The 14,062-nt window shown below is 30.9% G+C and carries 13 protein-coding genes; 8 read left to right on the forward strand and 5 right to left on the reverse strand.

What is annotated here, in order from left to right; all coding sequences use genetic code 11:
- Positions 1–107 precede the first annotated feature (107 nt).
- Complete coding sequence (gene gap / locus B3040_RS05695) at positions 108–1,154, reverse strand: type I glyceraldehyde-3-phosphate dehydrogenase (protein ID WP_291571074.1); 1,047 nt, start codon at positions 1,152–1,154, stop codon at positions 108–110.
- A 367-nt stretch (positions 1,155–1,521) separates the two neighbouring features.
- A complete protein-coding gene (locus tag B3040_RS05700; protein ID WP_291571076.1) occupies positions 1,522–1,869 on the reverse strand; it encodes a cupin domain-containing protein in 348 nt (115 codons plus the stop codon).
- Positions 1,870–2,039: 170 nt separating this feature from the next.
- On the opposite strand from B3040_RS05700, the gene B3040_RS05705 reads away from it, so the two are divergent.
- On the forward strand, positions 2,040–2,888 hold the full coding sequence (locus tag B3040_RS05705; RefSeq protein ID WP_291571079.1) for a patatin-like phospholipase family protein: 849 nt from the start codon (positions 2,040–2,042) through the stop codon (positions 2,886–2,888).
- Between the two features lie 240 nt (positions 2,889–3,128).
- Here B3040_RS05705 and B3040_RS05710 read toward each other — a convergent pair whose 3' ends face one another.
- The gene (locus B3040_RS05710; protein ID WP_291571081.1) at positions 3,129–3,359 is read right to left on the reverse strand and encodes a glutaredoxin family protein; all 231 of its coding nucleotides are present in this window, start codon (positions 3,357–3,359) and stop codon (positions 3,129–3,131) included.
- Between the two features lie 301 nt (positions 3,360–3,660).
- Between B3040_RS05710 and B3040_RS05715 the strand changes: the two genes are divergently transcribed.
- Positions 3,661–4,098 carry a hypothetical protein gene (locus B3040_RS05715; protein WP_291571083.1) on the forward strand — a complete coding sequence of 146 codons (438 nt, stop codon included), beginning with the start codon at positions 3,661–3,663 and terminating at the stop codon, positions 4,096–4,098.
- Positions 4,099–4,118: 20 nt separating this feature from the next.
- Positions 4,119–5,537 (forward strand): YfcC family protein, encoded by a 1,419-nt coding sequence (locus B3040_RS05720; RefSeq protein ID WP_291571084.1) that lies wholly within the window; start codon positions 4,119–4,121, stop codon positions 5,535–5,537.
- Between the two features lie 32 nt (positions 5,538–5,569).
- Here the strand turns inward: B3040_RS05720 and B3040_RS05725 are convergent, their stop codons facing one another.
- Positions 5,570–6,334 carry a 3'-5' exonuclease gene (locus B3040_RS05725; protein ID WP_291571086.1) on the reverse strand — a complete coding sequence of 255 codons (765 nt, stop codon included), beginning with the start codon at positions 6,332–6,334 and terminating at the stop codon, positions 5,570–5,572.
- Between the two features lie 295 nt (positions 6,335–6,629).
- Positions 6,630–7,772, reverse strand: coding sequence for a glycerate kinase (locus B3040_RS05730; RefSeq protein WP_291571088.1), 1,143 nt, complete (start codon positions 7,770–7,772; stop codon positions 6,630–6,632).
- Between the two features lie 316 nt (positions 7,773–8,088).
- Between B3040_RS05730 and B3040_RS05735 the strand changes: the two genes are divergently transcribed.
- From B3040_RS05735 to B3040_RS05755, 5 genes are all read left to right on the forward strand, one after another.
- Positions 8,089–8,892 carry a hypothetical protein gene (locus B3040_RS05735; RefSeq protein ID WP_291571090.1) on the forward strand — a complete coding sequence of 268 codons (804 nt, stop codon included), beginning with the start codon at positions 8,089–8,091 and terminating at the stop codon, positions 8,890–8,892.
- Between the two features lie 64 nt (positions 8,893–8,956).
- Positions 8,957–10,075 (forward strand): ATP-binding protein, encoded by a 1,119-nt coding sequence (locus B3040_RS05740; protein WP_291571092.1) that lies wholly within the window; start codon positions 8,957–8,959, stop codon positions 10,073–10,075.
- An 8-nt stretch (positions 10,076–10,083) separates the two neighbouring features.
- Positions 10,084–11,439 (forward strand): VWA-like domain-containing protein, encoded by a 1,356-nt coding sequence (locus B3040_RS05745; protein WP_291571094.1) that lies wholly within the window; start codon positions 10,084–10,086, stop codon positions 11,437–11,439.
- A 153-nt stretch (positions 11,440–11,592) separates the two neighbouring features.
- Positions 11,593–12,765, forward strand: a complete 1,173-nt coding sequence (gene alr / locus B3040_RS05750) for an alanine racemase (RefSeq protein WP_291571096.1) — start codon at positions 11,593–11,595, stop codon at positions 12,763–12,765.
- A gap of 19 nt (positions 12,766–12,784) precedes the next feature.
- Entirely contained in the window at positions 12,785–13,972 is a 1,188-nt protein-coding gene (locus B3040_RS05755) for an amidohydrolase (RefSeq protein WP_349679163.1), read from the forward strand.
- Positions 13,973–14,062 lie beyond the last annotated feature (90 nt).

The raw sequence follows: 14,062 nt of genomic DNA on the forward strand, positions 1-14,062 counted from the left end.
TATTAAGCTTTTAAACTCAACCTTTAAAGTAAGAGAATAGAAATTAGTGACTTATAATAAAAAACTGGAGAATTAATCATATTAAATTAATTCTCCAGTTTTCTTTATTATATTGCTATTTCTTCAGTGTAATTTGAGGAGGTTTTCATTTCAGCAGCTATATAGTTTGTTAAATCTACAACTCTGCAAGCATATCCCCACTCATTGTCATACCAAGAAACCACTTTAACCATGTTTCCATCCATAACCATAGTTGATAGGGCATCGATAATAGAAGATCTTTCATCACCTCTATAATCTATTGATACAAGTGGTTCTTCTGAATAACCAAGTATACCTTTCATTTGACCTTCAGCAGCTTTCTTTAAAGCTTTATTAACCTCATCCACAGTTACATTTCTTGAAAGTTCACAAACTAAGTCAGTCATTGAAACAGTTGGAGTAGGAATTCTTACAGAAAATCCATTTAATTTTCCATTTAAATTAGGAAGAACTTTACCGACTGCTTTTGCAGCTCCAGTAGTGGTAGGAATTATTGATTCTGCAGCAGCTCTTCCTCTTCTTAAATCTTTATGATTTTTATCAAGAAGTTGTTGATCATTTGTATACGAATGTATAGTGGTCATTAAACCTTTTACTATACCAAATTCCTCATCTAAAACCTTTGCAAAAGGTGCTAAACAGTTTGTAGTACAAGAAGCATTAGATATAATAGTATGGTTATCAATATCTATCTTATCTTCATTTACACCCATAACTACAGTTATATCTTCATCTTTTCCAGGGCAGGTTAGAATTACTTTTTTTGCACCAGCTTTAACATGTTTCATAAGGCTTTCCTTATCTTTAAAAACCCCTGTAGAATCGATAACAATATCTACACCAAGAGCTTTCCATGGTAAGTTTTCAGGATCTCTTTCTCTACAAATTTTTATTGTTTTCCCATTTATAGTTATTGAATCTTCTGTAGTATCTATATCTCCTTTAAAGGTTCCATAACAAGAATCGTATTTAAAAAGATGAGCTAAAGTATCACTTTCTGCTCTAGCATTAATTGCAACTATTTCAACATCATTTTCTAATCTTTCTGACGCAATTCTTAGAACAGAACGTCCAATTCTTCCGAAACCGTTAATAGCAACTTTTGTACACATAAAATTTCCTCCCATAATCTTACAGATTGTTATATATGTATTTAAAGGTTATATTATTGTTATCATATAATGTGGCACATAAAAAATAAACCGATTTATGTGCTATACTATATATATACCATTAATACATCTATATGTCAAACCCTTAAATTATGTGATTATTAGCCTTTATATTAGGTTATAAAAGAATATATGACTTTTTCATGTAATATCTTTAAAATACATGATTACGTTTACTTTGGTAAAAAGCTTATAAAATTGCTAAAAAACTCAGAAAATTTCAATAATAAAGTGATATACTAATTAAATGATTAGTATATCACTTTAGTTTATATTTTATTGCATATTGCAGTTTAAAGAGTATTAATTATCCGTTATGAGCTTCAAATCCTGCTCCTACTTTAGTAACTTGAACTGCAACCATTTCGGATACAGTTCCATTAATTATTTCATGCCATTCTCCAGCAGGTACAAAAATTGAAGAACCTACTTGGATGTCAAAAGCGCCTTCTCCAACCATCATTCTACCTTCACCTTTAAGGATAAAAAATATCTGTTCTCCACTTGGGTGTCTATGTTTGTTCAATACTTGATTTGGCTTGAAGTAATAAACTTCAGATGTAATATCACTACCTGCAAATACAGGAATCTTAGGAACAGCCTTATCACCATATTGGTTTAGAGTTCCATCAAGTAAATTTTTAAGCTTTTCCATGGTTTAATCCTCCTTAGAATTTTATGACTTTAGTATTTGCTTAATAAAATAAAAAATTCAAAATTAGTCTGTAAGTTTTAATATTCTGCAAAAATTAAGGCAGTTAGAAAAGATTTAAAGTTGGTGTTATAATAGAAATATATTACATTTATAAAAAAGGAGGAGCTAACATGGCAAATATAGGTCTTGTTCTTGAAGGCGGTGGCATGAGAGGATTATATACATGTGGTGTATTGGAATACTTTATGGAAAAAGACTTATACTTTAACTATATCATAGGAGTATCTGCTGGAGCATGTAATGCAGTTTCTTACATATCAAGACAAAAGGGCAGAAATAAAAGGGTGAACATCGATTTTGCAAACCATTGGAAGTATGCAAGTTTTAGAAACCTTATAAAGGAAAAATCCTTTTTTGGAATGAATTATATTTTTGATGAGATACCAAATAAACACGTAGCCTTTGATTATGAAACTTTTCATAAATCACCCAGTAAGTTTCTTATAGGAGTTACCGATTGCAATACTGGGAAACCTCTGTATTTAAATAAGGATGATGTAACAGAAGGGTTTTATGCTTTAAGGGCTACAGCTTCATTGCCTCTTATTTCCCCTATGGTTAAGCTAAAAGGGTATGAGCTTTTAGATGGAGGAATTTCAGATTCTATTCCTATAAAAAAATCCATTGAGGATGGCAATGAAAAAAACATTATCATTTTAACAAGAAATAAAGAGTATAGAAAAAGCCCTATGAAGTTTGAAAAAGTAATAGAATTTAAGTATAAAAAATACCCAATGCTTGTGGAAACTATAATGAATAGATATAAAAAATACAATGAAACCTTAGATTATATTGAGGCTCTAGAGAGAGCAGGCAAGGCAATAGTTATTAGACCTTCAAAAGAAGTTAAGGTTGGAAGAATTGAAAAGAATAAGGAGAAACTCTACAATTTATTTGAAAATGGACATGAGGATGGAGAAAACTATTATGATAAAATAATAGACTTTATTAATGAGTAGACAAGTTTTATATGGTTTTGTAATTAAGCATTGAAAAGCCCACAATCGAAAATATAAAAAATCAAGTAAAATGAAAAAATCCCTAGGAGAATTAAAGTATGCCCTCTATAAAGGACAATTTTAAAATACCTATGGATTCTTTTTTATTAATGGTTATAATTTAGTCTACTATCTATTGATAGTAGCTTAATTTTCCATGTGCAAAGCTAAATTGACAATGACAAATAGAATAAAAGTTATTTATAGCCCAAGAATAGTACATATTCTTTCTCTATCAAACCCAAGAACCTCTTCACCATTAATAACTAATAATGGTACTGACATATACCCTTTTCTCATAAGAGTTTTTCTAGCATCTAAATCCCTAGAAATATTATACTCTAGATATTCAATATTATTGGCTTGTAAAAAATCCTTAGCTTGATGGCAGTAACCACAAGTATCACTAGTATAAATTTCAACTTTATTCATAAATGAAACCTCCTTTTAAATAGCAAAATAAATCTATTAAGTATCTATTATTTATCATATGATTTACTAATATTAATTTATGATTTATTTACATTTGTTTTTATGATTTTTATAGAAAGAATTATTTTTGTTATGCAAAAATTTAAAAGCTCGTGTAAAAAAACTCCTTATTCATAATATACGATAAATATTATTTTGACACTTAATGTACACAATATATGTTAATTTATAATTTATTTATGAGAATAATACTAATAATTTAGTGAGAAGATAAATTTATAGACTGAAGGGAGGAAGAAATATGAAAATAGTAAGTTATTTTAGTGGAATAAAAAACGCAAATAAAGCCGTAGAGGCATTGAAAGAAAATGGATTTCATAATACATACTCCGATTTAAATACCCATGAAATACTTGATTACACTAGAGGAGGAAATGAAGGAGGTGCAGTAAACTCACCAAATCTTTCTAGCTTAGTATTAAATTCTTCAAACTCCCTATATACAACAGAGCAAGGTCCTTTAGCAGCAGCAAGTCCAATGGCTAGTGGCATGGGGGGCTTCGAGGAAATTGTAGATGTAAATTATATTGTAGTTGTAAATGTTGAGGGAAAAGATAGAGAAAAGGTAAATTCTATAATAAAGAATATGGGCGGAGAGTTAGAAAATCCAAATTTTAAACTTCCAGAAGGTCTAGAGAATATTTCTTTTGAGGAAGTAGTAGAGAAATTAACACCTTAAGAAACACTACGGGAGGAAAGATGAGAAAGAATTTTAAAATGCCCAGTGCTTATACTATACTTTTTTTAATTATCATAGTAGTAGCTATCCTTACTTGGATAATACCAGCGGGTCAGTATAACTATGTAGATCCAAGTGCAGTTAAAAAGATACCAATTCCAGAAACTTATCATTTAGTGGAACGAAATCCTCAAGGAATTGCTGATGTGATAATGGCTCCTGTAAGTGGCTTCTATGAAGCAATAGAGGTAGCTTTATTCATAATAATAATTGGAGGATTTCTAGGGGTTGTTATGAATACTGGAGCCATTGATGCTGGGATTGCTAGAGTAATAGCAAGATTAAAAGGTAGGGAAAGGTTGATGATTCCCATATTAATGATAGTATTTTCTTTAGGAGGAACTTCTTTTGGTATGGCAGAAGAAACCTTAGCATTTTACCCTCTAATAGTACCAGTATTTATTGCAGCAGGTTATGATGCTCTCACTGCAGTATCTGTAATACTCTTAGGTGCAGGTTGTGGAGTACTAGGTTCAACTGTAAATCCTTTTGCTACTGGTATAGCTTCGGGTTTTGCTGGAGTTTCCATAGGAGAAGGCATAGTACTTAGACTGATGATTTTAGTAGTGCTGGAATTTGCAGCAATTATTTATACTATGAGGTATGCTAAAAGGATTAAAAGGAATCCATCTGCATCTCTAATCTATGAATTAAAAGAGGATAATGAGGCTCACTTTCTCCATTCCAAGGGAGATAGTGGATTCCCAGAGTTAACCGGAAAAAGAAAGTTAGCTTTAATTTTGTTTATTGTAACCTTTATGATTATGGTGTTTGGAGTAATTCCATTTTCAGACATGAATATTACCTTAATTCCAACTTTAGGTTGGTGGTTCGGAGAATTAACAACCTTATTTTTGGTTTTTGCAATAATAATTGGATTACTTTATGGGATGAAAGAACAGGAGCTAGTTTCTTCCTTTGTTAATGGAGCTAAGGATTTATTAGGAGTTGCTCTTATAATTGGACTTTCCAGAGGTATTACCATAATAATGAATGCTGGTATTATAACCGATACAATTCTAAATTATGGAGAAAATCTACTTAAAGGATTAGGTTCTTCAGGTCTTGTAATTATAACCTATTTGTTTTATATGCCTTTATCCTTTTTGATACCATCTACTTCTGGACTCGCAACTTTGACAATGCCAATTATGGCACCACTAGCAGACTTTGCTGGTGTAACTAGAGCTTTAATTATTACAGCTTACCAATCAGCTTCAGGGCTTATTAATTTACTAACCCCAACTTCTGCAGTGGTGATGGGAGGCCTTGCAATTGCTAGGGTACCTTATGGTAAATGGATTAAGTATTCATTAAAATTTTTGCTTATAGCTTTTATACTTGTATTATTAATGTTAATCTTAGGAATATATTTGTAGGAATCATAAGGTTCATGAGTTTTTAACTGAACCTATTTTGATTCCTTTTTCTGAACTTGAAATTGACTAGTTTTTCCCATGTTATAGGCTAGTTTGATCATAGACTGTTCCTCTTTGGTGAGCTCACGGTTAAACATTTTCTCAAATTGCATTAATAGTTTATGAGTATCTAATTTAGTGCTTTTGGATGGCTCCCTATTTGTGCTAATTTTATTGAGGTTATAAACTTTAGGCTCAATTTCCTTCTTATAAATCTTTTTAAAAACCTCAGTTGTGTAAAAAGCATCATTAAAGGCGTTGTGAAAATCTTCTTTAACAGGAATATTTAATAAGTCTACAGCTTTGCTTAAACCTATATTAGTTCCTTTAGGGTATTTAAAATGTTTCGAAGCATGATATTGAATGTCAATATACTTTTTAGAAATATCAGAGTGGTTTAATTCGTGATATGTTATATTTCTAAATAATTCCTTAATATCAGCAGCACCCCAAACACATAAAATATTATCACCTTTAAGAAAATTATAAAGACTAACATATAATTCCTTAAAAGTTTTAGCGGTACTTAATATTTCTGAGTTAAGACCTGTAATTTCCTGTATATGGGGTTTAATATCTGTATAGGCCTCAGGCTTTATTAGTTTATCAAATGTAGACAATGTATTAAATTTCTCATCTAGCTTTAAGGCACCAATTTGAATTATCTCAAAAGGGAAGCTTTTATTTATTTTATTTTGTTCTTCGTCTTGGGATTTAGAGGGATGATTAAATTCCAAATCCAATATAATATAATTCACTTTGCCACCTCCTAATATCTCTTGTTTATTACTTGGGATAGCATGTAATTTAGTTTAATTAACAAATACTATCTTTAGAAAAAATATAATCAACTATTTCATAAACAAACTCATTAATTATATTAATATCTTTATGAAAGTTACAAATAATTAATGAAAGTACTAAATATTAATTGAAAAAGAAGTTTAATAATTTGTTAAGTAATGCACTGTGAAATATACATAAATTATATTATAACCTATATTATTAAAATGGAAAACTACTAAAAAATTTAAGGGTATCAGCATTAGAACTTTATTTATTTACCATTAAACATAGACTTGCACGAATTACTCTTTCAGCGGTATCCTCTAAAAGTCGGTTTCCATTTTTCATGGCTTCCTCTAAGGTCATAGGCTTATTAGTGATAGAGAAGATACTATGGAATCCTTCCTCATACAAAATATTAGCTCCTACACCAATACCACCTGCTATAGCAATTACTGGGATATTATGTTTTTTAGCGATCTTTGCAACCCCATAGGGAGTCTTTCCGTATTGCGTTTGATAGTCAATGTTTCCCTCGCCAGTAATGACTAAATCTGCATTACATATATAATCCTCTAAATTTGTAGTTTTTATCACTATGTCTATGCCTTTTTTTAGTTGGGCATTTAAAAAGGCTACTAATCCGCCACCAAGTCCACCAGCTGCTCCAGAACCTGGAATTTCACCAATGGCTATTCCTAATTGTTTTTCAATTATATTTGAATAATGCTTTAGGTTGCTATCCAGAAATGAAATCATTTCTTGTGTAGCACCCTTTTGGGGGGCAAAGATACTAGAAGCACCCTTTGGACCATAGAGGGGGTTATCTACATCGCAGGCAACTGTAATTGAAGAACCTTTAAGTCGCTTATCTAACCCACTAGTATCAATTAAGCTTAAATTTTCTAAAGCTCCTCCCCCAAAGCCAATGTCATTTCCACCAGAATTTAAAAATTTAACTCCCAGTGCTTTCATCATTCCAAATCCACCATCATTTGTCGCACTACCACCAATACCAATTATGAAGTTTCTACAGCCTTGATCTAGGGCATGTAGTAAAAGTTCACCAGTTCCATAGGTAGTTGTGATAAGCGGTTTTTTTTCTTCTTTAGATAAAAGCGGAAGACCAGATGCTGCTGACATTTCTATTACAGCAGTTTTGTTATCACCAAGAATACCATAAAAAGAATTAATTTTCCTCATTAGTGGATCAAAGACCTTTGTTAAAATTATTTTTCCATTAGTTGCATCTACTAAGGATTGAACTGTACCTTCACCACCATCAGCCATGGGGACTTTTTCTATTTTAATATGACTATATGCTTTGTTTATTCCTTTTTCAATTGCATCAGCTACTTCTTTAGCAGTCAAGGAGCCCTTGAAAGAATCAGGAGCTATTACAATTTTCATTAAAATCACCACCATTTTCTAAAATGTTTAACTCTATGATTACTATTACTAAAATTATTATCATATTTTTCATTAGGCATTTTTTAGCTATCTGAAATTACAGATTTTTTTATTTATATTTTATATTATACAAGTAGAATTTAAAATAGGAATTCTTATATCTTTATTATAGTGTTGATTGTATAATCAATAATAATTCGATTTCTTATATAATAAATTGCCTTGTTGGGTGTAGTTAAAAAGCTTATAATTACAGTATAAGAAATAATTATTATTAATTGCATATTCTAATTAATAAATAATGAGGTGGGATTTTATGACAGAAGATAAATTAATGGAAATTATAGAAAGTAACCCAATTATCATAAAAAACATTCCTAATCCTAGCGAAAAGATAAAGATAGCAGCAATTAAAAGAGATGGAATGATGATAAGGTACATAGAAAACCCAACTGAGGAAATGAAAGAATTGGCATTGAAAAGTAGTATTAGAGCTATAGAATTCATAGATAATCCAACCTATGACATGAAAAAATATGCTGTATCAAGGGCATGGAATACTTTACAATATATTAAGAATCCTTGTGAAGACTTGCTTAACATAGGTATTAACCAAAAGGGATGGGCAATAAGATATGCTGAAAATCCAAGTTTAGAAATTCAAAAACTAGCTATCAAAAAAGACTATGATTCCATAAAATACATTAAAAACCCTTGTGAGGAGCTTCAGCTTTTAGCTATAAGCATAAATTATGAAGCTTTAAGGTATATAGATAAGCCTACTTTAAAGGCCGAAATCTTGGCCGTAAAAGAAAATGAATCAGCTATTAAGTTTATAACAAATATTGATGAAAATAAAAAGCTTATACTTTTGAAAAACAATCCTTCGGTAATGAAGTATTTTATTAAGGATATACCTAAGGAGAAAGTTGAAGAAGCTTTAAAAGAAGTCTTATCTAAAGAGCAGGTTGAGGAAAACTATGTGAGAGCTTTTATTAATTGTAATAGTATTAGTGAAAAACAAGGTAACATATCTATGGATAAAATTCTTTTTATTAATAAGTATGGTAGTAAGAAAGCAAGGAGAATAACTGTGGATGAAAAGTTGAAAGTTTACTAAAGGTACAAAGGAAAGGAAGTGAAACTTTGAGAAGAAAAAATTAACCTCTTCTCAAAGAAAATATATGAATTTTAAAGATACTTTAATCAGTGCAGAAATTATTATTGAAACGGGAGAAGTTCCTTTAATAGTTGGAGAAAGTGGAATAGGTAAAACTGCTTTAGCCAAAGAACTTAGCAAAAAACGAGGATGGAATTTAGTTATTATAGATGGAAATTTGCTTAAGGAGGGAGAAATTGGTGGCCTACCAACCATAGAAGAGTATAAAAGCATAGATGTTAATGGGAATTTAGTTAATAAAAAAAGAACTGTTTATGCTGTTCATACTAAACTTCAGGATATTGATGAGTTTGTAAAAAATGAAGGAGAAGTGCTTTTATTTATTGACGAGATTAATCGTTGTGAGCACACTGTTCAACAGGAACTTATGAATCTGATATTAAATAGAGAAATTAACGGATATAGTTTGGATAATAGGGTGAAAATTTTGGCCGCAATGAATCCTTCAAGTAAATACGGGGAAGATTTTGATTACCAAGTAGTAGATATGGACTCAGCACAGGAAAATAGGTTTGTTTGGCTTTATATGGAAAGTGATACTAAAGCATGGCTCCACTGGGCAATAGAAAAGGGTGTTGAAGATAAAGTAATAGAATTTATAGCTACCTTCCCAGAATACTTACATAGTAAGGATAGTAATGTTTATGCAAAAGCCACACCTAGAAGTTATGAGAGAGTTTCTAAAATTTATAAGCTATATAAGGAAAATAGCAGAGACATTCCTAAAAGAGTGCTTTTTAATATAGTAGCTGGAAACTTAGGCAATAAAATAGCAGAAGAATTTATTTCCTTTAGTGAGGAAAATAATAAACCTTTAATCTCCGCTGAGAAAGTGTTTGAGGGGACGGAGATATCTAAGGAAACTTTACTAAGGATAAAGACAGAAAGTCACACAAGATTATATTTAACTGCTAAAAATCTCCTACATATTTTAGAGTGTGGATATCCCATAGAAAAGCAAATAGAGAGGTTTATTAAGTTTATAGAACTTTACCCAGTAGACTTAAGACTTGCATTGATGCAGGAGATGAAGTTAAGTTACAACAAGGTTTATAGTTTATCCATAGAAAATGAAGATTTTATAAATATGTATTTTGCTGCTTATGATGAAATAAAAGGTTAGGTGGTATAATGGGGAATAAGTTTCATGAATTAAAAGAAGAGCTTTATGAAGTTATTTCAAATGTGCAGTCTGTAGAGGATATTCCTAGGGATTTTGATGAGAAATTTTTAAATCTCATAAACAAAGTAAATTTCTTACTTATGGAGGATAAGGATAATTTTTATGGTTACTTTCTTCTGCAAATGGGAAGAGCAGTTAAATATGATATTGCATCGCCAACTTCAATAGAATTTAAGCAAGCGAAATATGTTATTTATTTTAATCCTTTTATTTATTTAAGTCTTACTGCTGAGCAAATGCAAAGTACCATAAAGCATGAAATTCATCACATACTTAGCTTACACTTAATAAGGGCTAAACAACTTAAATATACTTATAGCACCCTAGCAATTAATATGGCCATGGATATAGTTGTAAATCAATACTTAGATTATTTACCTCCTTACGCTACAACCATTGAATGGGTTAATTTAAAATATAATTTAAACCTAAAACCTTATAATTCTATGGAATACTATGTAAATAGGATTCAAGAAGAGTTAAATTTATTAGAAGAGAATGAAGAAGATGATACAATGGAAAGTGACATTGAAAAGGAGTATGATATTTCTAAAACTCATAATCAGTGGGATAAGTCTTTAGAAATTGATGATAAAACTCTTAAGGAATTCACAGAAAAATTTGCAAGAGAAGCAGTAAAAGGTACAATACCAGTTTTTTTAAGTTCTATGATAGAGGCTTTATGTAGTGAAAAGGGAGAGATACCTTGGAATATATATTTAAAAAAACTAATGGGAACTTTGGAAAGTAAAAAAAAGAAGACTATAACAAGAAGAAATAGACGACAACCTAATAGATTAGATTTAAAAGGAGAATTGAGGAGTCACATAGCTAAAGTAACTGTAGCAATTGATATTAGTGGTAGTATTAGTGACGAAGAATTTCAGCAAGCAATGAAGGAAGTATTAAGTATTGTTAAGAATTATAATCATGAGATAACTATTTTAGAGTGTGATACAGAAATAAGAAGAAGTTATAAGATAAAATCAATAAAGGATATAAAGGAAAGAGAAGTAACTGGTGGTGGCACCAAGTTTAGTCCTGTATTCCAATATGTTAATGGTACAGACACTAATATTCTAATATATTTTACTGATGGCAAAGGCGAGGAAAGATTAAAAGCTCTTCCAAAGGCTTATAGTACTCTTTGGATAATTTCAGGAAGAGGCGACAAGCTTTCTTTAAATAATCCTTTTGGAATTGTTAAAAGGCTAAAGAAGGTGGATATCAGAACAGACAATGTAGATTTATTAGATATAAAAAATGAAGGGTGGTCAATGAATAGTCAACAACCTATGATTTAAAAATTATAATTATTTATTGTTTTGGAAGGGATACCTTCCTTTTTTTATTTTGTACAAAAATATGCTTTTAAATTATATATTCCAGACTCAATTCATATAATTAAATGAGTTTTTAAAATTTATTTAAGCTTGCAAAAAGGAGATGAAGTTATTGTGCTTAAAAGCAATATGCCTTTAAGGCTTAGGGATACTTGGGTAGAAATAAATTTAGATAATATAATTTGGAATTTAGATGAAGCTAAAAAACTTCTTTCAAAGGAAACAAAAATAGCGGCAGTGTTAAAGGCTAATGCTTATGGACATGGAGCAATTGAAGTTGCAAGAATACTTGTTGATAAAGGGGTAGACTATATAGCAGTTGCCTGTTTATTAGAAGCTATAGAACTAAGAAGAGAGTTTAAGGATATACCTATATTAGTTATGGGCTATACGTCAGATGAATATCTGCATATTGCTGTAGAAAACAATATAACCTTAACCATTTTTAGTGCTTTGCAAGGAGAGATACTTTCAAAGATAGCTTCATACTTAAAAACAATACAAAAAGTTCATATAAAAATTGATACAGGTTTTAATCGATTAGGTTTTAAATGGAGTAAAGATTTGAAAAATATTATAAAAAGCATTTATAAACTTAAAAATATTGAAGTTGAAGGTATATTTACACATCTTGCCCTGGTCAATAGCAAAGAAGATGAGAAACAATTTGCTTTATTTCAAAAAGTTATAGAAGAAATAGAAGAAGAGAAAATTCATATTCCTATTAAACATGTATGTGACAGTATTGGCATGGTTAGATATCCTGAGTTTCACATGAATATGATTAGACTTGGAGCATTTCTATATGGAATGAGTCCATCAAGAATTAGCGACAAGTTACCAGTTTTAAAAACCGCTTTAACATTTAAAACTAAAATTTCTCATATTAAGCATATACAAAAGGGTGAAGGGGTAGGTTATGATTACTCTTTTATAGCAAAGGAAAAGGTGAAAGTTGGTACTTTACCTGTGGGATATGCTGATGGTTACATGAGGTGTCTTTCTAATGTTGGGGAAGTAAGTATTAATGGTGAAAAGGCTAAAGTAATAGGAAAAATATGTATGGATCAAGCTATGATAGACTTGACTAGCATATCCAATGTAAAAGTTGGAGATGAAGTGGTTCTTTTAGGAGGACAAGGAGAAAACTCTGTAGGTGTGATAGAAGTAGCTGATAAATGTAATACAAATAGAAATGAGGTTTTAAGTGTAATAAGTAGAAGAGTTCCTAGAGTATATATAAAAGATGAAAAAAATATTGGGGAAGTTAATTATTTAATGACTTAGATGGGTTGGAGGTGAAATTTTGGATAAGGATTTATTAAAAAATCAGATAATGAATATGAAACCTTGGCTTATAAGTATTAGAAGAGATTTGCACATGCATCCTGAACTCGGTTTGGAAGAATATAGAACTAGTGATGTAATAAAAAAATATTTAAAAGAAATGAATATAGAATATGAAACTTATGAAGGTCAAACCGCTGTAGTTGGAATAATATATGGTAAGTTTCAGGGTAAAACCATTGGCATAAGAGCCGATATGGATGCATTACCTATAACTGAAAGTAATGAGGTATCATACAAATCTCAAAAAGAAGGAGCTATGCATGCCTGTGGACATGATGCTCATGTTACGATGCTTCTAGGAGCTGCAAAAATATTAAGTAATATGAAAGATGAGCTTCATGGAAACATAAAGTTATTTTTCCAACCTGCAGAAGAAACTGTTGGAGGAGCAGATAGAATGGTGAAGTCTGGATGCATGGAAAATCCAAAAGTAGACTATGTCATAGGTTTGCATGTAATGCCAAATCATCCTTGTGGAATTATTGAGACTAAGTATGGAGCATTAAATGGTGCGAGTGATGGAATTAGCATTACGCTAAAGGGGAAACAAGCTCATGGTGCATATCCTGATTTAGGCACAGATGCCATAGTAATTGCTGGGCATGTAATCACTGCTCTTCAAACTATAGTAAGTCGAAATGTATCTCCTTTAGATTCTGCGGTGCTAACCCTTGGAACAATAAATGGTGGAGTTAAAGGGAACGTAATAGCTCATGAGGTGAAAATTAGAGGAACTTTAAGAACAATTGATCCTGCTACAAGAGTTATGGTAAAAGAGCGGATAAAACATATAGTAGAGAGTGTGGCAAAATCCTTTGGCGGAGAAGGTCTTGTAGAAATTGAAGAAGGATATGCAGCACTTATAAATTCTTCAGAGGTTGTAGAGGTGATAATTAATACTGTTAAAGAGAACTTTGGTGAAAGTGCCTTAGTTATTAAGGATAAGCCTAGTCTTGGAGTAGAAGATTTTTCATATTTTATTGATGCTTCAAAAGGGGCTTTTTATCATTTGGGATGTGGAAATGTAGAAAAGAAAATTACTGCGCCTCTTCATAATTCTTACTTCGATATTGATGAGGAGTGTCTTCCACTAGGAGTGCTTGCACACACCTTAATTACTCTTAATCTTTTAAATAAGAAATAGTTATGGATTGAGCTCTTAACTCGTAGAGCTTAGCTATGAAGTTTTAATTAATATAAAAAGGAATAATCCACATTTTTAATATTAGGGGGA

The organism is Clostridium sp. UBA4548, from assembly GCF_002387895.1.
Lineage (GTDB): Bacteria > Bacillota > Clostridia > Clostridiales > Clostridiaceae > Clostridium_J.

Coding starts and splice junctions, on each gene's coding strand:
- gap (WP_291571074.1), bottom strand. CDS start 1,154: ATGTGTACAAAAGTTGCTATTAACGGTTTCGGAAGAATTGGACGTTCT.
- B3040_RS05700 (WP_291571076.1), bottom strand. CDS start 1,869: ATGGAAAAGCTTAAAAATTTACTTGATGGAACTCTAAACCAATATGGT.
- B3040_RS05705 (WP_291571079.1), top strand. CDS start 2,040: ATGGCAAATATAGGTCTTGTTCTTGAAGGCGGTGGCATGAGAGGATTA.
- B3040_RS05710 (WP_291571081.1), bottom strand. CDS start 3,359: ATGAATAAAGTTGAAATTTATACTAGTGATACTTGTGGTTACTGCCAT.
- B3040_RS05715 (WP_291571083.1), top strand. CDS start 3,661: ATGAAAATAGTAAGTTATTTTAGTGGAATAAAAAACGCAAATAAAGCC.
- B3040_RS05720 (WP_291571084.1), top strand. CDS start 4,119: ATGAGAAAGAATTTTAAAATGCCCAGTGCTTATACTATACTTTTTTTA.
- B3040_RS05730 (WP_291571088.1), bottom strand. CDS start 7,772: ATGAAAATTGTAATAGCTCCTGATTCTTTCAAGGGCTCCTTGACTGCT.
- B3040_RS05735 (WP_291571090.1), top strand. CDS start 8,089: ATGACAGAAGATAAATTAATGGAAATTATAGAAAGTAACCCAATTATC.
- B3040_RS05740 (WP_291571092.1), top strand. CDS start 8,957: ATGAATTTTAAAGATACTTTAATCAGTGCAGAAATTATTATTGAAACG.
- B3040_RS05745 (WP_291571094.1), top strand. CDS start 10,084: ATGGGGAATAAGTTTCATGAATTAAAAGAAGAGCTTTATGAAGTTATT.